Origin of the sequence: Aminobacter niigataensis, assembly GCF_014200015.1 — a bacterium.
Classification (GTDB): domain Bacteria; phylum Pseudomonadota; class Alphaproteobacteria; order Rhizobiales; family Rhizobiaceae; genus Aminobacter; species Aminobacter niigataensis.
Genome location: NZ_JACHOT010000014.1, coordinates 1 through 20,719 on the forward strand (window position 1 = coordinate 1; position 20,719 = coordinate 20,719).

General features: G+C 59.8%; 24 protein-coding genes and 2 pseudogenes. 24 read left to right on the forward strand and 2 right to left on the reverse strand.

From position 1 onward, the window contains the following. Positions 1 to 774 precede the first annotated feature (774 nt). Both GGQ99_RS25455 and GGQ99_RS25460 read right to left on the reverse strand, forming a co-directional pair. A pseudogene (locus tag GGQ99_RS25455) lies at positions 775 to 1,257 on the reverse strand (HoxN/HupN/NixA family nickel/cobalt transporter); the annotation flags it as partial. A gap of 159 nt (positions 1,258 to 1,416) precedes the next feature. Next, complete coding sequence (locus GGQ99_RS25460) at positions 1,417 to 1,815, reverse strand: hypothetical protein (RefSeq protein WP_183264720.1); 399 nt, start codon at positions 1,813 to 1,815, stop codon at positions 1,417 to 1,419. Between the two features lie 198 nt (positions 1,816 to 2,013). On the opposite strand from GGQ99_RS25460, the gene GGQ99_RS25465 reads away from it, so the two are divergent. The 24 genes and pseudogenes from GGQ99_RS25465 (at position 2,014) to GGQ99_RS26250 (ending at position 20,637) form a co-directional block, all read left to right on the forward strand. Continuing rightward, entirely contained in the window at positions 2,014 to 2,985 is a 972-nt protein-coding gene (locus tag GGQ99_RS25465) for a LysR family transcriptional regulator (RefSeq protein WP_183264721.1), read from the forward strand. Continuing rightward, positions 2,982 to 4,451, forward strand: a complete 1,470-nt coding sequence (locus tag GGQ99_RS25470) for an NAD(P)-binding domain-containing protein (RefSeq protein WP_183264722.1) — start codon at positions 2,982 to 2,984, stop codon at positions 4,449 to 4,451. Before GGQ99_RS25465 ends, GGQ99_RS25470 begins: the two co-directional genes overlap by 4 nt. Next, the gene (locus GGQ99_RS25475; protein WP_183264723.1) at positions 4,448 to 4,930 is read left to right on the forward strand and encodes a hypothetical protein; all 483 of its coding nucleotides are present in this window, start codon (positions 4,448 to 4,450) and stop codon (positions 4,928 to 4,930) included. Before GGQ99_RS25470 ends, GGQ99_RS25475 begins: the two co-directional genes overlap by 4 nt. Beyond that, positions 4,927 to 5,493 carry a peroxidase-related enzyme gene (locus GGQ99_RS25480; protein ID WP_183264724.1) on the forward strand — a complete coding sequence of 189 codons (567 nt, stop codon included), beginning with the start codon at positions 4,927 to 4,929 and terminating at the stop codon, positions 5,491 to 5,493. Before GGQ99_RS25475 ends, GGQ99_RS25480 begins: the two co-directional genes overlap by 4 nt. Before the next feature lie 341 nt (positions 5,494 to 5,834). Further along, positions 5,835 to 6,575: an amino acid ABC transporter ATP-binding protein gene (locus GGQ99_RS25485; RefSeq protein ID WP_183264725.1), complete on the forward strand. Its 741-nt coding sequence runs from the start codon at positions 5,835 to 5,837 to the stop codon at positions 6,573 to 6,575. 48 nt (positions 6,576 to 6,623) lie between these two features. Beyond that, the gene (locus GGQ99_RS25490) at positions 6,624 to 7,454 is read left to right on the forward strand and encodes a transporter substrate-binding domain-containing protein (RefSeq protein ID WP_183264726.1); all 831 of its coding nucleotides are present in this window, start codon (positions 6,624 to 6,626) and stop codon (positions 7,452 to 7,454) included. Positions 7,455 to 7,523: 69 nt separating this feature from the next. Continuing rightward, a complete protein-coding gene (locus GGQ99_RS25495) occupies positions 7,524 to 8,240 on the forward strand; it encodes an ABC transporter permease subunit (protein ID WP_183264727.1) in 717 nt (238 codons plus the stop codon). 20 nt (positions 8,241 to 8,260) lie between these two features. Then, a complete protein-coding gene (locus tag GGQ99_RS25500) occupies positions 8,261 to 8,953 on the forward strand; it encodes an amino acid ABC transporter permease (protein WP_183264728.1) in 693 nt (230 codons plus the stop codon). 689 nt (positions 8,954 to 9,642) lie between these two features. Continuing rightward, positions 9,643 to 10,053 (forward strand): CMD domain-containing protein, encoded by a 411-nt coding sequence (locus GGQ99_RS25505; RefSeq protein ID WP_246389751.1) that lies wholly within the window; start codon positions 9,643 to 9,645, stop codon positions 10,051 to 10,053. Continuing rightward, a complete protein-coding gene (locus tag GGQ99_RS25510) occupies positions 10,050 to 10,631 on the forward strand; it encodes a peroxidase-related enzyme (RefSeq protein ID WP_183264729.1) in 582 nt (193 codons plus the stop codon). Before GGQ99_RS25505 ends, GGQ99_RS25510 begins: the two co-directional genes overlap by 4 nt. A gap of 30 nt (positions 10,632 to 10,661) precedes the next feature. Next, the gene (locus GGQ99_RS25515) at positions 10,662 to 11,276 is read left to right on the forward strand and encodes a helix-turn-helix domain-containing protein (protein ID WP_281380109.1); all 615 of its coding nucleotides are present in this window, start codon (positions 10,662 to 10,664) and stop codon (positions 11,274 to 11,276) included. A gap of 52 nt (positions 11,277 to 11,328) precedes the next feature. Then, complete coding sequence (locus GGQ99_RS25520; RefSeq protein ID WP_183264731.1) at positions 11,329 to 12,411, forward strand: NAD/NADP-dependent octopine/nopaline dehydrogenase family protein; 1,083 nt, start codon at positions 11,329 to 11,331, stop codon at positions 12,409 to 12,411. A 122-nt stretch (positions 12,412 to 12,533) separates the two neighbouring features. Further along, positions 12,534 to 12,860 carry an ABC transporter permease subunit gene (locus tag GGQ99_RS25525; RefSeq protein WP_183264732.1) on the forward strand — a complete coding sequence of 109 codons (327 nt, stop codon included), beginning with the start codon at positions 12,534 to 12,536 and terminating at the stop codon, positions 12,858 to 12,860. A 111-nt stretch (positions 12,861 to 12,971) separates the two neighbouring features. Next, positions 12,972 to 13,680 (forward strand): annotated as a pseudogene (locus GGQ99_RS25530) (amino acid ABC transporter ATP-binding protein); the annotation flags it as partial. Positions 13,681 to 13,870: 190 nt separating this feature from the next. After that, entirely contained in the window at positions 13,871 to 14,227 is a 357-nt protein-coding gene (locus GGQ99_RS25535; RefSeq protein WP_183264733.1) for a hypothetical protein, read from the forward strand. Positions 14,228 to 14,398: 171 nt separating this feature from the next. Next, on the forward strand, positions 14,399 to 15,835 hold the full coding sequence (locus GGQ99_RS25540; RefSeq protein ID WP_183264743.1) for a multicopper oxidase family protein: 1,437 nt from the start codon (positions 14,399 to 14,401) through the stop codon (positions 15,833 to 15,835). 75 nt (positions 15,836 to 15,910) lie between these two features. Next, a complete protein-coding gene (locus tag GGQ99_RS25545) occupies positions 15,911 to 16,348 on the forward strand; it encodes a DUF411 domain-containing protein (protein WP_183264744.1) in 438 nt (145 codons plus the stop codon). 128 nt (positions 16,349 to 16,476) lie between these two features. Next, positions 16,477 to 17,085: a DsbE family thiol:disulfide interchange protein gene (locus GGQ99_RS25550; RefSeq protein ID WP_246389753.1), complete on the forward strand. Its 609-nt coding sequence runs from the start codon at positions 16,477 to 16,479 to the stop codon at positions 17,083 to 17,085. Continuing rightward, entirely contained in the window at positions 17,082 to 17,609 is a 528-nt protein-coding gene (locus tag GGQ99_RS25555) for a TlpA family protein disulfide reductase (protein WP_183264734.1), read from the forward strand. The genes GGQ99_RS25550 and GGQ99_RS25555 overlap by 4 nt, the downstream gene beginning before the upstream one ends. Positions 17,610 to 17,676: 67 nt before the next feature. Further along, positions 17,677 to 17,940: a hypothetical protein gene (locus tag GGQ99_RS25560; protein ID WP_183264735.1), complete on the forward strand. Its 264-nt coding sequence runs from the start codon at positions 17,677 to 17,679 to the stop codon at positions 17,938 to 17,940. Further along, on the forward strand, positions 17,937 to 18,680 hold the full coding sequence (locus GGQ99_RS25565; RefSeq protein ID WP_343061784.1) for an SCO family protein: 744 nt from the start codon (positions 17,937 to 17,939) through the stop codon (positions 18,678 to 18,680). Before GGQ99_RS25560 ends, GGQ99_RS25565 begins: the two co-directional genes overlap by 4 nt. A gap of 19 nt (positions 18,681 to 18,699) precedes the next feature. Further along, the gene (locus GGQ99_RS25570) at positions 18,700 to 19,521 is read left to right on the forward strand and encodes a DsbA family protein (RefSeq protein WP_246389754.1); all 822 of its coding nucleotides are present in this window, start codon (positions 18,700 to 18,702) and stop codon (positions 19,519 to 19,521) included. A gap of 3 nt (positions 19,522 to 19,524) precedes the next feature. Beyond that, positions 19,525 to 20,265 (forward strand): cytochrome c biogenesis CcdA family protein, encoded by a 741-nt coding sequence (locus GGQ99_RS25575; RefSeq protein ID WP_183264736.1) that lies wholly within the window; start codon positions 19,525 to 19,527, stop codon positions 20,263 to 20,265. Between the two features lie 159 nt (positions 20,266 to 20,424). Then, positions 20,425 to 20,637 carry a GDCCVxC domain-containing (seleno)protein gene (locus GGQ99_RS26250; protein ID WP_246389755.1) on the forward strand — a complete coding sequence of 71 codons (213 nt, stop codon included), beginning with the start codon at positions 20,425 to 20,427 and terminating at the stop codon, positions 20,635 to 20,637. Positions 20,638 to 20,719 lie beyond the last annotated feature (82 nt).

Sequence of the window (20,719 nt, forward strand, 5' to 3'; positions counted from 1 at the left end):
TCGGCTCTGCGTGAGGCGGAAGCAAATGCAGAGCGTGTTGGGGCCCTGGTTCCCTCCTGACCAGGACTCCCGAAGCCATCCGGTGCGATGACCCAAGCACCGCGCTGTTCGGGCAGAGCAGCGCCTGTGCTGAGCCCCTTGGCGAGCACCGGATGGCCCGCAGACCCGTGCCCAGGCAGCCGAGCTAAGGACGCTCGCTTGCGATTTGTCGCTCGAGTTCTCGCATTATCACGCAAAGTCGGGAAAGGTCGTCCTGCCACGCCGACGATTGATCCTGACCCTTGAAAACGCTGCATCGCTCCAACTCGCGCATGGTGCCTTCAATCGCACGCAAACGCTCGAGCTTTCGCTGCGGGCCTAGTGACGAATCTTCGCAAATGTCTTCAAGCGTCATGCCTGTGTCCCAATCAAGGGAAGCCTTATAAATTGCATCACCTTCAATGCAAACAGGCTCAACTAGGCTGTCGGGTCGTCAGGGCCAGTGGCTGTGCTCATCCTCGACTTTCAAGAAGCCGTTCTCTGTCAGCCACCGCGCGAGGATGAGCTGAGCCATAGAGCTCGGAGACCTCATTTCTGCGTGCGCTGCATGATCAAGGGCTTCCTTCAATGAAGCACACGAATTGCCAATTGGGCGGTGCGCGTTTCCGATTTTGGAGACATGGGCTTTTTTCCGCAATTGTCAGATGAGAAGGATTTCGTGAAATGCTATCGCGACGAGCACAAATCCCGCGATGGCCTCTATCGAGCGGGTGATGGCAGCCACCAGTCGTGGCGCATGACAAAGAGCGTCAGAGGGCAGCGAATGAGGCCCGCCATGACGCCTACGACCTCGCCTTCATGCGAGTGATCAATGTGTGCGTTCCGACGAAATGAGCGCAATAGCATCCATAGGCCTATGAGGCCCAGAAGCCCACGGCTGACATCTTCGAGCAGAGGCGCGCGTCCAACCGTTCCCAAGGCGAACGACACCAAGGGCAGCGCAAGGACGGCTATGACGACCGCCATCGTCACGTGGGTGAAGGAGAGGATCAGCGAAACTGCTACCCCTCGGCCGACGCCGTTCGTGGAACCCGTCAGGTAGGTCGCAAGGATCGCCTTGCTGTGGCCGGGCGTGAGCGCATGTGCGGCACCGAACATCACGCCCATGGGCAAGAAGGCCAGGAAGGCGGCCCAATCCCCGTTCGTGGACAGCAGCTTTGTCTGCTCGGCAAGCGCCAGATAGATCTCACGCTGGAATTGGACGAGGGATTGAAACATGAAATCTTGCTGTGTGCGCTGGGGAGGTGCTGGCGATCTGTCTGGGATCAATGGGTCAATATTGCGACGCTGCAATGGTAGCTGAAATAGGACCACTCCTGCGAGAGCAGATGCATCCAGCGTCGGCATCATTCCAGTCTTGGAACCTCAGCTTGGCCATCATGGCAGCGATGGCAAGCAATGCGGCCCCCAGTTGATGCAAGTCATAACTGGAAGGTCGGGTCCGAAACCGATGCTGCGGACTTCGCCGAACATCATGTGCAAGGCAAACGAAAGCGCAAGGTTCAATACTCGTCGGGTGGAATGCTGCGGCGCGCGACGTGACTGGGGCTGGTCGCAGCGCGCGCCATGAAGCGGCTTGCAGTTGAGCGCCACTGCGTGACGCGGCTTCATCCCTTCCGCGGCGGATAGATGATTCTCCTCCGGCAGCCGGTGCGTCGGCAGGACCGTCGTCTCGCATAGTGCAAATCGACAACGAGCCTGTTGCGACTTCTGCGCCGACCGCTGGATCTCGGAGTAGGACAAGGCTTGTGGGTTGCGCGCCTGGTTGAACAACATCTGCGCCTCTTCCTGAGGCGAAGTGATCCCGATTGGCGATCTGCTCCAGTGACCCCGCAGGCGGTCAGAACGTTTCCCTCGCAGTTCGACCGATGGAACACGGTGAACGCATTAGCGAGCACGCATATTTTCCGCTTGACAGATGTCAGAAATGAATGAGACGCTGGAACTCATACAGATTATGCATTTAGGATAATCATGGAAACCCGCGATCTCCAGACCTTTCTTGCGGTTGCTGCCAGCGGCAGCATCACCAAGGCGGCCGAGTTGCTCGAGCGGTCCCAGCCGTCGGTGACACGTACCATTCAGGATCTCGAAGCTGAGCTCGGTTTCGAACTGCTCCACCGGATCGGGCGACGAGTGCAGCTGTCCGAGGAGGGGGTGGCCTTCGAGGAAGAAGCGCGCCGCCTGCTCATGTCATTTACGGAACTTGCTGCGCGAGCAAAGATGATCGCCGGCGGCAGGGGGCGCTTCCTGCAGGTCGTTGCAACCGCTGCAATCGGCAATGGCTTGATTCCGACTGCAATGGCGGAACTGAGCAATGCGGAGCTGCCACAAGAAACGCATGTTGCACATTTTCTGGCTTCGACCGTTGCCCAGGAAGTGCGTAGCGGGCGTGCAGAGATCGGATTCTCGAGCTTGCCACTCGATACTCCCGGCCTGGACGTCTTGCGGCTCTATTCGGCGCCGGTTGTTGTAGCCCTGAATGAACGTGATGCTCTGGCGGAGCTCGATGTTGTGCCGCTGTTGGCCTTTGCCGGCCGCAGGCTCGCCACGATCCTTAACCCGCTACGATTTCAGTTGCATATCTCTCGAGCACTGGCCGCCCGCGGCATTGAGACCGGTCCGGTGATCCGGACTAACACTGCCTATAGCGCATTGCTAATCGCGCAGAAAACCGGCGCTGCTGCAATCGTCGATCCTGTTACTGCCTATGGCTTGGGCCTGCCAGGCATCGTCATTCGCCCCATCGACATGGCCGTTCCATTCTATTGGGGCGTTCTGGCTGCCAAGGAAAGACCACTTCGACCAGTCGCACGGGCGTTGATGGAAGCAGTCGAAGTTGTCGCAGAACGGTCGATCGTTGGTTTCAACAAACTCGATCCCGGCATGGCCGGGCAACTGGTAACCGGTCCCGGATCAAGCCTGCATTACGGAACTGAAACATGATGCACACTTCCACCCCTCCTAGCTCGACGGGCCTTGCTGCGCTGGAAGCACAGCTTGCACAGGATCTCGACTTTCTGGAACTGCCCGCCAAGCCCTGGGTCCCCGAGTGCAGGCATGACGGCACCCCGGTTCGTGACGTCGTTGTCATCGGTGCCGGAATGTGTGGGCTTGCCGCCACTGCCAGGCTTGTGTTCGCAGGGATCACCAATGTTGTCGCCTACGACGCCGCTCCCGCCGGGCTCGAGGGGCCCTGGGTGACATTTGCCCGTATGCAGACGCTTCGTTCGCCCAAGACCCTGCACGGTCCGGCGCTCGGCATGCCGCAGCTGACCTTCCGCGCCTGGTTCACGGCGCAGTGGGGCGTCGAAGCTTGGCAGGCATTGGATAAGATTCCCAAGGACCAGTGGATGGATTACCTGGTCTGGTACCGCACAGTTCTTGCCTTGCCGGTGCGTAACAACGTGCGCATGACCGGTATCGCGCCCGCCGACGAATTCATTGCGATCGATATCGAAGGTGCGGAAACGGGGCGTGTCCTCACGCGTCACCTGGTTTTGGCCACTGGCCGATCCGGTTTGGGCGGCTTTGCTGTGCCCGACTTTCTCAAGGGTGTCGATCGCACCTTCTGGGCGCATTCCGCCGACGAGATCGATTTCGACGCGCTGAAGGGTAAACGTGTCGCGGTCATCGGCGCCGGTGCCTCCTCCATGGACAACGCCGCCACGGCGCTCGAGGCGGGCGCCGGCTCTGTGGACATGCTCATCCGGCGAAAGGAAATGCCGCGCATCAACAAGATGACAGGCATCGGCAGCCAGGGCGTCGTGCATGGAATGCATCAACTGCCGGACATCTGGAAGTGGAAGTTCGTCGACTACACCGCCTCGACGCAAACACCCCCGCCGAGCTCATCGACCCGTCGCGTGTCGCGCCACTCGAATGCCCGGTTCTTCCTCGATTGCGGCATAGTTGGGATAAGCGAAGATGCGGAAGGCCTGCTGATTGAAACTACGCAGGGCCCCATGCACTACGACTTCCTGATTGCGGCGACCGGCTTTCAAAACGATCTTCACGGTCGCCCTGAATTCGCGGCAATCGCCCCGCACATTCGCAATTGGTCCGACGGTCGCTACTCGCCTGAGATGGGACCGCCTCGAATGGGTATGTCCGAGGCGCCGGACCTCGGTCCTTCGTTTGAGTTCCGGGAGCGGGTCCCGGGTTCATGCCCGATGCTGGCGCATATTCACTGCTTCAATGATGCCGCAACGCTGACCCATGGCAAGGTCTCCGGCGACATCCCGGCCGTTAGCGCCGGCGCCGACCGCCTCGTCCGAGGCATTGCCGCGTCGCTGTTTGCCAGGGATGTCGAAAGGCACTTCGACAATCTGGTCGCTTTCGACATTCCCGAACTTCAGGGCGACGAGTGGGTCGATTCAACACCCTTGTTGCAGAAGGAGGTCGCGCTGTGATCGATGCTATGGACAAGGCGGCGGGTCTTTCACTCAACGATGCACGTTTCAGTGCTCGACGGTTTCGCCCGGAATTCGTTGAGGGGGCAGAGCTATGTCGCCTCTCGGTTCTAACGCCGGCGAATGACCAAGGGCTTGCGCGTGACCTGCGCGTTGCTCTCGCCCGTCGGATGGCCACTCTGAATGCCGACGAGGCTCTGATCGCTCAATATGATGCTCAACTCGCCGAACTTGATCCTTCAAGACGGCTGTCGGCGCTAGCCGAGGGGGCCACGGACCTTGCCGAACCGCTGGCGACCATCGCCCGTCATGTCGATCTGGTCACGCTGAGCCCGATCAAGGCAGAGGAGAGCGACATCGCCAGGCTTGCAGAGGCCGGATTGAACAATCCGCAAATCGTCGCTCTCTCCGAGCTGATCGCCTTCGTCAATTTCCAGACACGGGTTGCGGCCGGGCTGCGATTGATGAGGGCAAGATGATTTCCTCGGTTCGCCTGAAGCCACTGACGTGGCACCCCTACATCGCACCGGTTGAGCTTCCCCAAGCTACGCCGGAACAGCTGGATGCGATGAAGGTCACGCCATCCGCCAAGAAGGTTTCGGAGTATGTGCGCACGCTCGTACATGATCCCGAGAGCTATGTTGCCCGCACCGTGTTGTTCAATGCGATCATGTATGTCGAAGGCGGGCTCGCTCGTCCCGATCGTGAACTCGGCGCATTGGGCGCCTCGATCGTGAATGGCTGCAAATTCTGCGCCGTTGTCCACGCACGCCGTCACGCCGAGCTCACCAAGAGCGATGACGTGGTTACCGCGCTTTATCTGGAAAGACCCGAAACGCTTGGGCCACGCGACGCTGCAATCAACAGCTTTGCCCGCCGCCTGTCGGCGGCGCCATCGGAGGCAACCGCGGACGATATCAACTCGTTGCGATCTATCGGCATGGATGACATCGAAATCATCGACCTGATCCATGCCATCTCGATTTTCGGCTGGGCCAACCGGTTGATGCACGTGCTCGGTCACGCTGAAAGTGGCAAATAAAACAGATTCCAGTATATTGACAATTCCAGCTTAACGGATACGCTGTCCAAATATGCAGGAAATAGAAGAGATGTATCTAACCTGCTGAAGGTTGAATATCTGGCAATCAAATGACTGAAGCTCTTGTAGATGGCAAATAAGAGAATAACGTCTCATTGAGTTATATATCTAGTCTTGTTTGCTATTCGTAAGTACCACAACAAGTGGCCTTAGCAATAAAACAAAGAGGGTTAAAATGAGGATGTCATCTTGCGTGTTCGGAATTTTTGTTGACGACATCGCAGTTTTTGCCTGCGAGTAAGATTCTTCAACGGCTGAGGCCAGATGGGATACCAACAAAGATGCTCGAACTAAAAGATATAAAGCTGTCGTATGGGTCTGCGCAGATCCTTAATGGCGTCAATCTCTCGGTGAAACGAGGCGACGTGGTGTCGATCATTGGCCCCAGTGGCACCGGCAAGACCACGCTTCTGAAGTGCATCAACTACCTGGCCAGGCCGGCCTCGGGGACAATCGCGTTCGATCAAATCCGGATGGATTATCAGCGGGCGGACAAGGCCGCGGTCCAGGCGATCCGGCTCCGGACGGCCATGGTCTTCCAGCAGTTCAACGTCTTCAAGAACATGACTGTCATTCAGAACGTGATGGATCCGCTTGTCGTGGTGCAGCGTAAGTCCAGGGAAGAGGCGCACGCAATCGCCCTCCAGGAGCTTGAGCGAGTTGGTCTCTCCGACAAGCGAGAGCACTACCCGTCCCAGCTTTCAGGCGGCCAGCTCCAGCGCACTGGCATTGCACGTGCTTTGGCGGTTCGACCGGACGTTATTCTCTTCGACGAGCCCACGTCATCGCTCGATCCCGAACTCGTCGGTGAAGTGCTGAAGGTCATCAAGGACGTCACGTCGTCGGGAATAACGTCGCTGCTTGTGACCCATGAGATGCAATTTGCGAAAAACATCTCAAATCGCATCGTCTTCATGGATCGAGGCGTCGTCGCTGCCGACGGCAGCCCGACCGAGATTTTCGACACGCCTTCAAGTCCACGCCTGGCGCAATTCCTCAGCTCTGAACTGGCATTCCAATAAGTCAGCACTGCACTTGCATTCCAATAAACAAGGAAGGGAACTAAAGAAATGTCTGCAATCAAGTCTCGTTTTGGTCGTCGGTCTGCTCTTGCTATCTTTGGCGGCGTTGCAATCACCCTCGCAGCCTCGGGGGTCGGCTACAGTCAAACCCCTGCCCGGGTGGTCAAGATCGCCACGTCGGCGGAATCCAAGCCGCTGGCATGGGGGGCGATCGGCGTCGAGCCGCAGGGATACGAACCCGATCTGCTGAGGGAGATCAACGCAAAGCTGCCGCAGTATAAGTTCGAAATGGAAGGCGTGGCCGATATCGCGCAGGAGACCGGCCTTGCCACCGGAAAGTACGACATGGCATGCGGCGGCTACTACAAGTCGCCCGAGCGCGCCAAGCAGTTCTTCATTCCGGAAAACCCGATGGGCGCCAGCCTGATGAAGATCTACAGCCGCAAGGACAGCAACATCAAGGAGATGAAGGACCTCGTCGGTAAGCGGATCGTTCCGGCGACGGCCGGTGGCGGCACGTACAAGTTCATGATGAGCTGGCAGAAAGAAAATCCGCAATATCAGCTTGAGGTCACGGCATCGAGCGCCGGTATCCCGTACCCCAATCGCCTGGACGAAGTTCAGAACGGCAAGTTCGACGCGCTGGTCCTGCCGTCGAACCTGGGTGAGCAGACCGTCATCGAACAAAAGAAGCTCGACGTCGTGGCCTCCGACCCGGTCTACAGCAACAATACCTATATGCTGATCCACCGTTCGGACGAAAACAAGGTCCTGGCTGACGACATCAACCGGGTGCTCAAAGAACTCAGGGACGATGGCACGATGGACAAACTCTCGCAGAAGTGGTTCGGCGAGGAAATCGTCAAGTACATGAAGTAGAAATATCGCTCGCAAACAATCTTTGTTTAGTCAGCGGTCAAAGCTGAAATTGCAAAAGGAGTGTTTCAAGTGGATCTTTCTACGATGATCCCTGAGCTATTTTCGGCTTTGCCGCTGACGCTCGTGATTACGTTTACTGCCATGAGCGTCGGGTTCTGCCTGGCTCTCATCGCGACAACCCTGCGGGTTCGCAGGGTCCCCGTCATCAGTCAATTTGTAGATCTCTACGTGTCCTATGCCCGGAGCGTTCCGGTCGTTCTTCAGTTGTTCGTCGCGTTCTACGGGCTCCCGCTGTTGGTAATCCTGTTCGGGTTCCAGGATTTCATCACGGCTACGATGGCCGCCATGGTGGGGCTGAGCCTCTACCATGGAGGCTATCTGTCGGAAGTCATGAGACCCGCCTATCTGGCCGTCGAACGCGGCCAGCATGATGCGGCCGACAGTCTTGGGTACAGCTTCCGTCAGAAGATGTTTCGCATCGTAGGTCCGCAAGCCATCCACATCGGACTGCCGGGTTACGGAAACTCGATCATCTACCTGATCCACAATGTCGCGTTGGTCATGTACATCGGAGCGGCGGACGTGATGGCGACGGCGCACCTGATCATGGAGCGAGACTACAACCAGTTCCAGTTCGAAACCTACCTCGTGCTGGCTGTCATTTACTCGCTGATGTGCCTGATCGCATGGCTCATCATACGTTTCTTCGAGCTTCGCTTCGCGGTGCACCTCTCGAAAGAGGCTACATCGATCCCATTAAAAACCGCGGCCTTCGCGAGCGTCTGAGATAGAGAGAGTGTTCATCCATGTTTGAAACCGATGTTCTGCTCCAGGATCTACGGGAAATTCTGGGCGCCGTGCCCGTGACGCTTGCCATGGCGTTGGCGATCTTCGTCTTCTCGACGATCATCGGAAGCCTGTTTGCTTTCATCGAATACAGAAGGGTCCCCGTGCTGCGGGAACTCGTCATAGCCTACAAGGTTGCCTTCAAGGGCGTCCCGATGGTGATCGTGATTTTCCTCGCATATTTCGGTCTCCCACCGGCACTTCAGTTCTTGCTGTCTTTGGTCGGAATCGACTTCAACGCCCACCTGACGCCAAACTGGGTCATTCTCGTCATTGCCATCACCGGCTGTATCGCAGCGTTCCAGTCGGAGATCATTAAGGGAGCCCTGAACTCCTTTGACACCGGCCAGGCGGACGCTGCCCATTCGCTGGGCTATACGAGCAGCCAGCTGTTCCGGCGGGTCATGTTCCCTCAAGTGGTCGTTGCCGCCATTCCCGACCTCACCACCTCTATGATGGTGATCATGAAGGCGCTTTCTCTTGGATTCGCCATCGAGGTTGTCGAAATATTTGCGCAGTCACAACTGACTGCCGCGCTGAATTTTTACTACCTCGAAGCCTTTGTGATTGCCGTCGTGATCTACATGGTGATTGCTTACATCGTCACGCAGATCGCAGACAGAACGGAGCGAGCTCTCAGGATACGGAGCTGAGCGTCGCCTCGTCCTGACCTCTGGAGCATGTTCAGGCGCTGTTGGCACGGCAGTGTAGGCGGCGTCTGAACCTTCAGGATCAGGGTGGTGATCAATATTGCGAGGAGCATCGCCTCCGGCCCGGACCTGCGATGGCTCGAACAGCATCACTTCAGGATCGAGAGCTGGCGATTCCATCTGGGCCACGCGTCGGCGCTGGCCACCCGACACGGCTTGCGCTTGACGAAGTCCTGCAACTCACCACCAATCAGGTTCTAGGGCAAAATCCGGCGTCGCGCCTTTGGCTTTAAGGCAGTGTTAGGTGGGGCGAGGCCAGGCGCATGCAGATCATGAACTAGTCGCTGCTTAGCCAGACACCTGTGTCATCGACAGCCTCAATGCGGATGCGGCAGCGAGCCTCGGCAAGTTGAGCGGCGATATCCCCGGCATCAGCGAGGATGCGGCGCTGCTAGCCCGAGAGGTCGCGGCCTAGGTAAGAATTTCGGCCAGTACTGGCAGCGACTTCTCGACTACAACACGCCCGAACTGCGTGGCGACGAGTGGACGCTGTCGGAACGATGAGCGGACCGGTGTCCGCCAGCAGGCATAGGAGGACGGCATGGCCGACAACAAGGACGTGATCGCCGAGATCGTCGGCATCGAGTCGGGCAGTGTGCTCGCCGAAGTGGTGGCGGGCCGCGCCGACATCCATGGCGCTGACACAGCAGACCCATGATGCGGCGCTGACGCCTGCCGATCCTGGCGGGCTCACGCATCCCGAGCGCGCCGCACTTGCCTGCCGCATCGCCAAGATCAACGACGCCAGGGATTTCGAGGAGCATTTCGAAGCCCTGCTCGACAACTCCGGCGCATCTGGCGACGCCGCGCGCATTGCCGACATCTGGTTCGACGGCGGCAGCGACAGCAGGCTCAAGGCACTGATCTGGCACGTCGATCTCGTCGCGCATGCTCCCAAGGATGCGACGCGTCGTGACATCGAACTGCTGCGGGAGGCCGGGCTCGCCGATGCCGACATCGTGCGGCTGTCGGAACTCGTCGCCTTCGTAAGCTATCAAATCAGGGTTGCCGCCGGACTGCGGCTGATGCGGGGAATGGAATGAGCAAGGTCGTTCACGAATTCACCACCGCGATCCCCGAGTGGAAGCCATACGTCAAGCCGTTGGATCTCGCGGAGGCAGCTCCGGCGCAGCTCGAGGCGCTGAAGATCACGCCGTCCAACACCAAGGTGTCGGACTATGTGCTGGTGCTGGCGCATGACGTTGAGACGCTGACGCATCGCTCGCCGCTGTTCAACGGGGTGATGTACAACAAGGGCGGCTTGTCGCGCGCCGAGCGCGAGATCGGCGCCGTCGGTGCCTCGATCGTCAATCGCTGCATCTATTGCGCGGCGGTGCATGCCGGGCGCTACAACCAGCTGACCAAGGACGAGACGGTCATTGCTGCGATCTTCGCCGATGGTGTCGAGGCCGAGATTTCGCCGCGGCTGAAGGCGATCCTCGATTTTTCGGTCAAGCTGTCGAAATGCCCCTCCGATGCCGATGCTTCGGACATGCAGGCGCTTGTCGATGCCGGCTTGGGCAAGGACGAGATTCTCGACCTGATCCTGTCCTCGTCGCTGTTTGGCTGGGCCAACCGGCTCATGCATACGCTGGGTGAACCTCTCCTCGGTTCGGATTAATCAATGGTACAGAAACTCAGACATGGCGACATGAATGCAGTCAACCCGCCCGAAATCGGGCCGCGCTTGTTGGCCCTCCGAAAGGAACGCAAGTTGACGCTCGCTGATCTTGCGACGAAATCGGGCGTGTCGAGTTCGATGCTGTCGGAGATCGAACGCGGCAACGCCAGCCCGACCTATGGCACGCTGTGGCATCTGACGCGCGCGCTCAACATCGACCTCAACAGCCTGGTCAGCGGCGCCAGCGAAGAGCGCAGCGACCGTATCGACCTGCAGCCCGGCAACATGACGCCCACCATCCGAAGTGCGGATGGCAGCTGCACGATGCAGATATTGTCGCCCGCCGGCATGGTGTCGATGATCGAATGGTACCTCCTGAGCTTCGAGCGTGAGGGCAAGCTGGTCAGCGATCCGCATGGCGCCGGGACCATCGAGCACCTGCATTGCACGCAAGGCGAGATTGTTGTGCGCAGCGCCGGTAATGAAATGATCGTGCGGGCGGGAGAGACGGCGCGCTACGCAGCCGATGTGCCGCACTCTCTGACCAGCGTGGGCGCCGGCTCGGTCGGGGCGAGGGCGTTCCTGGTCGTGGCTTCGGCCGAAGTGGGAACCAACACACTCAGGGCGTCGATACGCCCGAAATGACGACCGGCCTCTTGGGGCCGGGATGATGATTTACCAGAAAGGAATTAGTGGAATGCAGGTAGGTATTGTCGGCGCGGGTTCGATCGCCTTTGGAACGGCGGCGTTTCTCGAACAGCAGGGCCACCGCGCGACGTTGTGGTCGCCGTCGGGCGAGCGCACCAAGGCGCTGGCCAAGGGTGAGGCACTGGTCGCCCAGGGCGCGGTCGAAGGCACCTTCCATCCATCGGCAGCAGTCAGCGCCGAAGCGCTTGTCGCCGGTTCGGAGGCGATCGTGATCGCGTTGCCGGCCTATGGCCACAAGACCGTGCTCGACGCCATCGCACCCTACATCACGCCGGCCCAGACGATCATCATTAGCTCGCATGCGTCCTTCGGCGCACTCTACCTGTCGCGCCTGCTCGCGGCTCGCGGCGTCGTTGCGCCAATCGTCGGCTGGGGCACCACCGTGGTGTCGGGACGACAGCTCAGCCCGACGCTGGTCAACGTCAACACCGTGCGCAAGAAGGTCGACCTCGCCACGGTGCCGGCTTCGCGCAGCGCCGACGGCTTTGCCGTCTGCCAGACGCTGTTTGGCGACCGCTTCGTCGACCGCGGCAGCCTGATGGCGATCGCGCTCTCCAACCTCAACCCGCAGAACCACATGGGCATCGCGCTCGGCAACATGACGCGCATGGAGCGCGGCGAGAACTGGAGCCAGGGCCAGAACGTGACGCCGAATGTCGGACGGCTGCTCGAGCGGCTCGACGAGGAACGTATCGCCATCGCCACCAAGCTCGGCCTCGAAGTGCGCAACATCTTCCAGCACTTCCATCTGTCGTTCCACGTGCCGATGAACTCGATCTCGCAGATGAACCAGGAAATGCACGAAGCCGGTAACGGCGGCACGGGCCCGACCACCGCCGATAGCCGCTATGTCACCGAGGACGTGCCGTTCGGCCTGGTCATGACCGCCAAGATCAGCCGGCTTGCCGGCCAGCCCGCCGAGCTGCACGAAGCCGGCGTGCGCATCTTCTCGGCCATGTATGGCCGCGACTTCGCCGCCGAGAACGACCTGCTGACCGCGCTCGACCTCGACGCGATGTCGCTGCAACAACTTAGCGAGTCGTGTCGCGAAGGATATCCGTCGCCGGCCTAGCGTGGGCAGTGCCCGAAGGGGGCTCGGCGCGGGCTCAATTGCCGACGGAAAATCGAGCACGTGGTCGGATATCTAACCGTTCCGCACACAGTCGCTGGCCCTCGACGGTGACAAATTAGGCGATGGAAAGCCACCCCATTCGGTTCCAGGCCATTCCGAACGGGCAATATGAGGCAGCTGCGTCACTGGGGCTCCCGTTCTGGCGCACCCAATACCTTGTCATCCTGCCGCAGGCCATCAGGGTGGTGATCCCTGCACTCGCCAACACAATCATCGTGATGATCAAGAACACCAGCCTTGTCCTGGTCGTTGGCCTGTTTGACCTCATCAGCTCAGGCAAGGCAGCGCTTGCCGATCCGGAGTGGCCATCGCCCGCAGCAGAAACATTCCTGTTCATCGGCGCGATCTTTTTCGTCCTTCTCCTTTGCGCGCTTCGCCGACTTCCTTGAACGGCGTGGCCCGACTTCGTACTAGGAACACAAGAAATGCGGTCTGCAACTCTACAGCGACGTACCAAAGCCACACCTGCGGTTGCCGAAGCGGCAGCTGTTGAAATGATCGGCATGAACAAATGGTACGGGCCTTTCCACGTCTTGAAGGAAATCAACCTTACGGTCCGGCGTGGCGAAAAGCTGGTCATCTGCGGACCGTCAGGGTCCGGGAAGTCGACCCTGATCCGCTGTATCAACAGGTTGGAGGAACACCAGCAAGGTCACATCGTCGTCGATGGCACTGAGCTGACCAGCGATTTGAAGAAGATCGACGAAATTCGGCGCGACGTTGGCATGGTCTTCCAGCATTTCAATCTGTTCCTTCACTTGACGGTATTGGAGAACCTGACACTTGGGCCGATCTGGGTGCGCAGAATGCGCCGCCACGAGGCAGAACAAACGGCTTTCCACTATCTCGACCGCGTAAGGATCCCTGACCAAGCGCACAAATCCGGGACAACTGTCCGGCGGCCAGCAACAGCGCGTAGCTATTGCACGATCACTCTGCATGAATCCCAAAATCATGCTGTTCGACGAACCAACCTCGGCGCTTGACCATGAAATGGTCAAGGAAGTGCTCGAAACAATGGTGTCCCTGGCAGTGGATGGCATGACGATGCTGTGCGTCACGCACGAGATGGGTTTTGCGCGCCAAGTTGCGGATCGCGTCGTATTTATGGATCGGGGCGAAATCGTCGAGACGAATACCCCAGCCGAATTCTTCGCACACCCTCGCTACGAACGCAGCAAACTGTTTCTCAGTCAGATTCTGAACTGAACGATTAACCTCTTCTTGTGCGCATTCGAACGTCCGCTGGTTGTGCCGGATCTGTGATGGGATCGTTGTCGCAAACAGAGCAGGGTCCGCAGGTCTACACCCAACCGTGATCGTGGCGCGCCGCTTCGTCGCAGTAATTAGGACCCGCTCGTATTGAGCAGACCTCTTCGGCGCTGTAGATTGCGCGTCAATGCGCTGGTCGATCAGACATGTTTTCGCCTTGCTGCTCGCTGCCTTCGTGGCCGCAGGGCTTAGCTTGTCGTCCGTTCAGGCCAGCGACATGGCGGTCAAAATGACCATGGCTTCCGACATGGGCATGCCTGCCGACGGCGGCTGCACCGCATGTCCCGACGACAGCACTGATGGTGGCAAGATGACAGCCTGCCCTCAGGTCTGCATTGCTCCGGTACTTGCCATCGTTCCGCAGGGCTTGGCCGCTGTTGTCGTTGCACTGACGCCTCACCTTACGCCCATGCCGTCCGCGTATCTGCACGGACGCGCAGCAGTGCCAGACCCCTATCCTCCAAGACCCAGCCGTGCTGTCTGACACAGTGGATCCGCCTTTGGGTGGTTGATCACGGTGTCTGAGTGCATCTACCCGCTCTGTCGGGTGGGTGTGAGTTGCTGATGGCGCTATGTGGGCCTCCGAGCCTGCGGTGTCGGCCATCCGCGATCACGGCCGAAGGATTTGGAAGTGACCGTCAAGTCGAATTGTTCCATGTCTCGCCGGGAGCTTCTCCGGGCAGGTACAGGCCTTGCTGTCGCATCGGTAATGCTACGGCCGCGGGTCTCTCTCGCCACTGCTGCCCGCGACTACGAAATCACGCCCGGTCCAGGTCGCGCCCTTCTGAAAGGGGAGCAAGGTGGTCCGTCCACGAACGTATGGGCTTATAACACCCGCATTCCTGGACCTGAGGTTCGTATCCGCCAAGGACAACCCGTCCGCATGGTCGTTGAAAACCGTCTCGAGGAGGACACGACCGTACATTGGCACGGCATCCGGCTGCCGAATGCCATGGACGGCGTTCCAGGGCTTACGCAGCCACCGATCAAGCCTGGCGAGCGCTTTGTCTACGAGTTCATGCCGCCCGATGCTGGCACATTCTGGTACCACCCTCACGCCAACAGCCTGCAGCAGCTCGGCCGAGGTCTTGCCGGGGCCCTGATTGTCGAGGAAGCCGAGCCCGTCCAGGTCGATCGCGACGTCCTGTGGGTGCTCGCCGACTGGCGATTGGATTCAGACGGCAATATCGCACCTGGATTTGGCAACCCGATGGAAGCGGCCATGTCAGGTCGCGTCGGCAATTCGGTGACCCTCAACGGCTCGGTGCCACAGGATCAGGTTGTGCGGGCTGGAGAGCGCGTCCGTCTGCGCCTGATCAATGTCTCATTGGCCCGTATCATGGCTCTCCGCTTCGGGGGGCACAGTCCCGTCGTCGTCGCCATTGACGGTCAGCCCTGTGACCCTCACGAACCTGATGGCGGCCGCCTGTTGCTCGCCCCGGCGATGCGCCTCGACCTCATTGTCGACATGCAGGGCGAGCCGGGCAGACGCTACGCCGTCATCGACGACTATTATGACGGGCTCGCCTATCAACTCACCAGTTTCGCCTACAGGGGCGAAAAACCGCTGCGGGTGAATCCGCTCGATGCTCCGCTGCGCCTGCCGCGCAATCCGCTTCCCGAGCCGGATCTCCAGAACGCCGAACGTCACGAAATGGTGCTCCAAGGGGGCATGCCGAGCATGAGAAACATGATGGGCGGCGGCAAGATGCAGGGAATGAGCGGAATGCAAGGGGGCATGGCAGGACACGGCCGCGCCATCTGGTCAATCAACGGCACCTCGATGACAGGCGACGGCCACGCCGAAATGCCGCCGCTCATCACGCTGAAACAGGGTCGTAGTCACTACGTAACAATGCGCAACGAGACCGCCTGGTGGCACCCGATGCATCTGCATGGGTTCAGCTTTCGGGTGCTCAACCGCAACGGCGCACCAGTGCTCCACAACCAGTGGGCCGATACCGTCCTGCTTGCCCCCAAGGACACTGTCGACATTGCCTTCGTCGCCGATAACCCCGGTGACTGGATGCTGCACTGCCACGTCACCGACCACCAGACCGCCGGACTGATGACGGTGATTAGAGTGGCATGAACGGAGACGCACGACATGACAACCAGATTGAACCAACTCGCCAATTCCAGCGACTACACTGAAAGGAAAACACCGATGCTTCGAATTTTTGCTCTTGCCGCGTTTCTTGCGACCAGCCTTACCGCCGTTCACGCGGGCGAGGCGCGTAAGGCGGTCCTCTACAAGAACCCGCAATGTGGCTGCTGCGAAGGTTACGCCGACTACCTGCGTAAGAACGGGTTTGAGGTCGAGGTCAAGCCGACAAACGACTTGGCCGAAATCAGCCGGAAGGCCGGGGTGTCCGAAGACTTCCAAGGTTGCCATTCGACGTTTGTCGACGGGTATGTGATCGACGGCCACGTGCCTTTGAAGGCTGTCGAAAAGCTTCTCACCGAACGGCCCGACATTGCCGGAATTTCGCTTCCTGGAATGCCAATGGGTTCGCCCGGGATGGTTGGCGACAAGACTGAACCCTTCACGGTTTACGCCATCACCAAGGACGGCAAACAGCCAACTGTCTACACGACGGAGTGACGGCATGCGCGATAGCGGATCGGGAACATCGTCCGCCATGGCTTTCATCTTAGCGGGAGGACTTCGCGAGCTCCTGCTACCTGTTTGGCTGCCAGGCGGTGGCCTTCGGACAGACAGCCGAGGCGATCATGATGGTCGATAACATTGCCTCCACAAAGCCCACGGGCGATGCGGCTTATCCCGTCAGTCGGCGGCTGATGGTTGTTCTGCCCGTCGCGGTGTTTGCCGGGCTCGCCTTCGTGCTTGCCTGGGGGCTCAACCGGAACGCGGCGGACATCCCGTCGGCATTGATCGGCAAGCCAGTGCCGGAGTTCAGTCTGCCTCCAGTCGAAGGGCGGACGCTCGGGCTGTCGAGCGCCAACCTCGTCGGCGAGGTCTCTCTGGTCAATGTTTTCGCTTCATGGTGTGTCGCCTGCCGCGAGGAGCATCCCTTGTTCGTCCGGCTCGCGGCGGACAAGCGGGTGCCCGTTCACGGCCTCAACTACAAGGACCGGCCGGAAGACGCCGCGAAATGGCTCAACACGCTGGGCGATCCGTACACGCGCACCGGGGCCGACCTGAACGGCCGCGTCGCCATCGACTGGGGTGTCTATGGCGTGCCGGAAACCTTCGTCGTCAGCGCCGATGGGCGCATTGCCTACAAACACATCGGTCCGGTGACGGAGAAGGCTCTCAACGACACGATCCTTCCGCTTGTCGAACGCCTTCGGGCCAAGGCGCAGGAGCGGCGGCCATGAGGATGTTCGCGCTTGCCCTCGCCGGAGCCCTGCACCTGTTGGCGCAACCGCTGCTGGCTGCGGAAACGCCGCCGAACTTTGCGATGCATGAAGCGCCAAAGCCCATGCCGGAAATCCAGTTCCAAGACGGCGAGGGCCAGCCGAGAACGCTCGCGGACCATTCCGGCAAGGTCGTACTGCTCAATGTCTGGGCGACCTGGTGCATTCCGTGCCGGAAAGAAATGCCAACACTCGACCGATTGCAAGCCGAGCTCGGCGGACCGGACTTCGAGGTCGTGGCTCTGTCGATCGATCGGGCAGGGCCGGATGCAGTGCGCAAATTCTTCGCCGAGATCGGCATCCAGCATCTCGCCCTCAACATCGACGCTTCCGGCAAGGCGATGTTCGCCCTCGCGATTATTGGCCTCCCGGCAACGATCTTGATCGACCGTGAAGGCCGGGAAGTCGGGCGGCTGATCGGTCCGACCGAATGGGGCTCTCCCGTAATGGTTGCCTTCCTGCGCGACCTTATTGCCAATGACTGAGAAAGGAACGTCCGTGACGAATATCCAAGCATCCGAAACCTCAGAAAATGCATCTGGGAATACTGCGATGGCCTACGCCTTACAGCGCATTTTCAACGGCCAAGGCGGTCTTGTCTTGGTGGCGGCCGCAGCGCTTACAGTCGGCATCGGTTACAACTGGAGTTGGCTGGTCGCGGCCGGGATCGCGCCGCTGCTGCTGTCCGTGCTGCCGTGCGTCGCGATGTGCGTCCTCGGCTTATGCATGAGCCGGATGAAAAGCAGTTCGTGCCACTCCGATGCGGTGTCCGAAGAGGCATCCGGTAAATTGGAAAGCGAAGGGCAGGCGCAATGACGACCTATAGCCTCGGCGCCTTTTTCCACGGACTGCCTGACGCGCTCGTCGCCGGAAAGGCCATGCGTTTGCTCGCTCGCCTTATGGCGGCACTGGCACTGATCGCAACGTTTGCGACGACCGCCAGTGCCCATTCGCTCGATGAAGTCGAGGCCATGATCGGCGGCACGGAGAAGTATTTCCAGCCGATCGACAAGCCCGCACCTGACTTCACACTGCGGACGGCGGACGGCGGCGCCGTGCGGCTTGCAGACCTCCGCGGCAAGGTCATCATCCTGCATTTCATCTACACCTCCTGTCCGGACGTCTGCCCGCTGCATGCGGAAAAGATCGCCGAGGTCCAGAAGCTGGTGAACGACACGCCCATGAAGGACCGTGTCACGTTCGTCACGGTTACGACCGATCCGTCGAACGACACGGCCGAGGTGATGCGCGCCTATGGCCCGGCGCATGGGCTGGATCCCGCCAATTGGCTGTTTCTCACCACAACGGCTGATGAACCCGAGGACACAACCCGTAAGCTGGCGGAGAGCTTCGGCCACAAGTTCGCGAAAACTGATGACGGCTATCAGATGCACGGCATCGTCACGCATGTCATCGACCAGGATGGGAACTGGACGGCGAACTTACACGGCCTGAAATTCGATCCCGTCAATCTCGTCACGTTCGTCAACGCGCTCACCAACGGAACCACCCGTCCTCACGAGCACGGCAAGGACAACTGGTGGGAACCGTTTTGACAACAACTGGGAAATGGCCATGACCGACATGCGCAAGCGTTCTTCAGGAATTATGTGGTTCTTGTTCGTGTTTGCCGTCGCTGGTGCCGCGGCCGCGTGGTTCGTGCTCGATCCCGGGCTCAGAAATCCGCACGAGGCGGCAGCAGACAATATTGTATCCAACGCGGCCTTCGACAAACGGGTACGTGAATATCTCCTCGCCAATCCCGAAGTCATTGTCGAGGCCGTGCAAGGCCTCGAAGCGCGCCAACGCGAAGCCGAAGCGACGGAGGCCCAAGCCGCACTGTCGGCGCGTGCCAGCGAAGTGTTCCGTGATCCGGACAGTCCGGTCGGCGGCAATCCGCAAGGCGATGTCACGATGGTGGAGTTCTTCGACTATAATTGCCCCTATTGCCGCCAGGTCGCGCCCGTGATGCGTGAAGCGGAATCCGGCGATCGGCAGCTGCGCATCGTTTACAAGGAGTTTCCGATCCTTGGCCCCGGCTCTGTATTTGCCGCCAAGGCCGCGCTGGCCGCCCATCGCCAGGGGCGATACACGGCGTTCCACATCGCCTTGATGCAGGCCAAGGGCAAGGTTGGGGAGGCCACGGTTCTTCAGGCAGCAGCGGATGTCGGCCTCGACGTCGATCGCCTCAGGAGAGATATGGGCGATCCGAAGGTTCAGGCTGCCATCGACCGAAACGTCGCATTGGCTCAGTCCTTGCGCATCAACGGGACGCCAGGCTTCGTGATCGGCGACCAGGTTTTGCGCGGCGCGACCGACCTTGCAACAATGAAGACCCTGATCGCGCAGGCGCGGGCCACAACGGACACGCCATTGGCGCAAGAGGGGAAGAACTGAACGATGTCGGGAATTTCCAGCATTGGGTTGCTGTCCGCCTTTGTCGCGGGGATCGTCTCGTTTCTTTCGCCCTGCGTGCTCCGCCTCGTGCCCGGCTACGTTTCCTACGTCGCTGGGAGGACGGCAATTTCCGGGGCGGCCGGCGATGCGGTCTCGCAGCGATTGCCAGCGGTCGGCCTCAGTCTCTGTTTCGTGGTTGGCTTCTCGACGGTCTTCATCGTGCTTGGTGCCAGCGCCACCGCCTTGGGCCAGTTGCTGATCGCCTACCGGTACGAGATGAATATCGTGGGCGGCGCAGTCGTGATCCTCTTCGGGCTGTTCATGATTGGAAGCATTCGCCCGATGTGGGTCATGCGCGACCTGCGATTTCACACTGATCTCCCAGGTGGTCGTCCATTGTCTGCCTACCTGCTTGGACTGGCCTTCGGCTTCGGTTGGACGCCGTGCATCGGGCCGATCCTCGGCGCTATCCTGACCGTGGGCGCGGCGTCGGCGACGGTCGCTCAGGGTGTAGCGTTGCTGGCGGTCTACTCGTTGGGATTGGGCATCCCCTTCCTCCTCGCTGCCCTGTTCACGCACACCCTCGCCAAACGGTTACGGACCATTGGTAGAGCGGGCATGGTCCTGCAGACGGCGGCAGGTGGCGTCATGGTGACGATGGGGGTCGCGATGATCGGCGGCTACCTGTCGGCCTTCTCGTTCTGGTTTCTTGAGAGTTTCCCCGTGCTGACCCGGATCGGGTGAACTGCTGCGGGGAAAGGAGGAGTGAAGCGAAGCAAAGCTGCGGACATCAATCCCCATGCTGGAGGGGATGAGGGAGATGTGTGGACGACAGCAGGATCCGGATTGGCTGGTCAACGGCCGAGTTGAACGTAACAACACAGGTTTTTGGAAGCATCGCCCATGACCATTCCGACCAGCACTATCACTTGCCCCGAATGTGGGCATAAGGAAACCGAAGTGATGCCGACCGACACCTGCCAGTTCTTCTATGACTGCAAGGGCTGCGGAGCAATGCTGCGTCCAATATCGGGAGACTGTTGCGTTTACTGCTCCTACGGTTCGGTCCCTTGCCCTCCGGTGCAGGAGGCTGGGAAGAGCGACTTCCCCGGGTAGGGTTACGATGCCTGAGGAAGATTTTCGGCTGCCCATGGAGTTGAATACATGCCTGCCTGTGCCAAGCTCGCAGACATCGGCA

Bases quoted from the DNA above. Each gene is read 5' to 3' on its own strand.
- GGQ99_RS25500 (WP_183264728.1), top strand. From the start codon at position 8,261: ATGTTTGAAACCGATGTTCTGCTCCAGGATCTACGGGAAATTCTGGGC.
- GGQ99_RS25575 (WP_183264736.1), top strand. From the start codon at position 19,525: ATGTCGGGAATTTCCAGCATTGGGTTGCTGTCCGCCTTTGTCGCGGGG.
- GGQ99_RS25570 (WP_246389754.1), top strand. From the start codon at position 18,700: ATGACCGACATGCGCAAGCGTTCTTCAGGAATTATGTGGTTCTTGTTC.
- GGQ99_RS25480 (WP_183264724.1), top strand. From the start codon at position 4,927: ATGATTTCCTCGGTTCGCCTGAAGCCACTGACGTGGCACCCCTACATC.
- GGQ99_RS25520 (WP_183264731.1), top strand. From the start codon at position 11,329: ATGCAGGTAGGTATTGTCGGCGCGGGTTCGATCGCCTTTGGAACGGCG.
- GGQ99_RS25470 (WP_183264722.1), top strand. From the start codon at position 2,982: ATGATGCACACTTCCACCCCTCCTAGCTCGACGGGCCTTGCTGCGCTG.
- GGQ99_RS25565 (WP_343061784.1), top strand. From the start codon at position 17,937: ATGACGACCTATAGCCTCGGCGCCTTTTTCCACGGACTGCCTGACGCG.
- GGQ99_RS25515 (WP_281380109.1), top strand. From the start codon at position 10,662: ATGAATGCAGTCAACCCGCCCGAAATCGGGCCGCGCTTGTTGGCCCTC.
- GGQ99_RS25560 (WP_183264735.1), top strand. From the start codon at position 17,677: ATGGCCTACGCCTTACAGCGCATTTTCAACGGCCAAGGCGGTCTTGTC.
- GGQ99_RS25465 (WP_183264721.1), top strand. From the start codon at position 2,014: ATGGAAACCCGCGATCTCCAGACCTTTCTTGCGGTTGCTGCCAGCGGC.
- GGQ99_RS26250 (WP_246389755.1), top strand. From the start codon at position 20,425: ATGACCATTCCGACCAGCACTATCACTTGCCCCGAATGTGGGCATAAG.
- GGQ99_RS25535 (WP_183264733.1), top strand. From the start codon at position 13,871: ATGCGCTGGTCGATCAGACATGTTTTCGCCTTGCTGCTCGCTGCCTTC.
- GGQ99_RS25550 (WP_246389753.1), top strand. From the start codon at position 16,477: ATGATGGTCGATAACATTGCCTCCACAAAGCCCACGGGCGATGCGGCT.
- GGQ99_RS25460 (WP_183264720.1), bottom strand. From the start codon at position 1,815: ATGTTGTTCAACCAGGCGCGCAACCCACAAGCCTTGTCCTACTCCGAG.
- GGQ99_RS25510 (WP_183264729.1), top strand. From the start codon at position 10,050: ATGAGCAAGGTCGTTCACGAATTCACCACCGCGATCCCCGAGTGGAAG.
- GGQ99_RS25505 (WP_246389751.1), top strand. From the start codon at position 9,643: ATGGCGCTGACACAGCAGACCCATGATGCGGCGCTGACGCCTGCCGAT.
- GGQ99_RS25555 (WP_183264734.1), top strand. From the start codon at position 17,082: ATGAGGATGTTCGCGCTTGCCCTCGCCGGAGCCCTGCACCTGTTGGCG.
- GGQ99_RS25485 (WP_183264725.1), top strand. From the start codon at position 5,835: ATGCTCGAACTAAAAGATATAAAGCTGTCGTATGGGTCTGCGCAGATC.
- GGQ99_RS25525 (WP_183264732.1), top strand. From the start codon at position 12,534: ATGGAAAGCCACCCCATTCGGTTCCAGGCCATTCCGAACGGGCAATAT.
- GGQ99_RS25540 (WP_183264743.1), top strand. From the start codon at position 14,399: ATGTCTCGCCGGGAGCTTCTCCGGGCAGGTACAGGCCTTGCTGTCGCA.
- GGQ99_RS25490 (WP_183264726.1), top strand. From the start codon at position 6,624: ATGTCTGCAATCAAGTCTCGTTTTGGTCGTCGGTCTGCTCTTGCTATC.
- GGQ99_RS25545 (WP_183264744.1), top strand. From the start codon at position 15,911: ATGCTTCGAATTTTTGCTCTTGCCGCGTTTCTTGCGACCAGCCTTACC.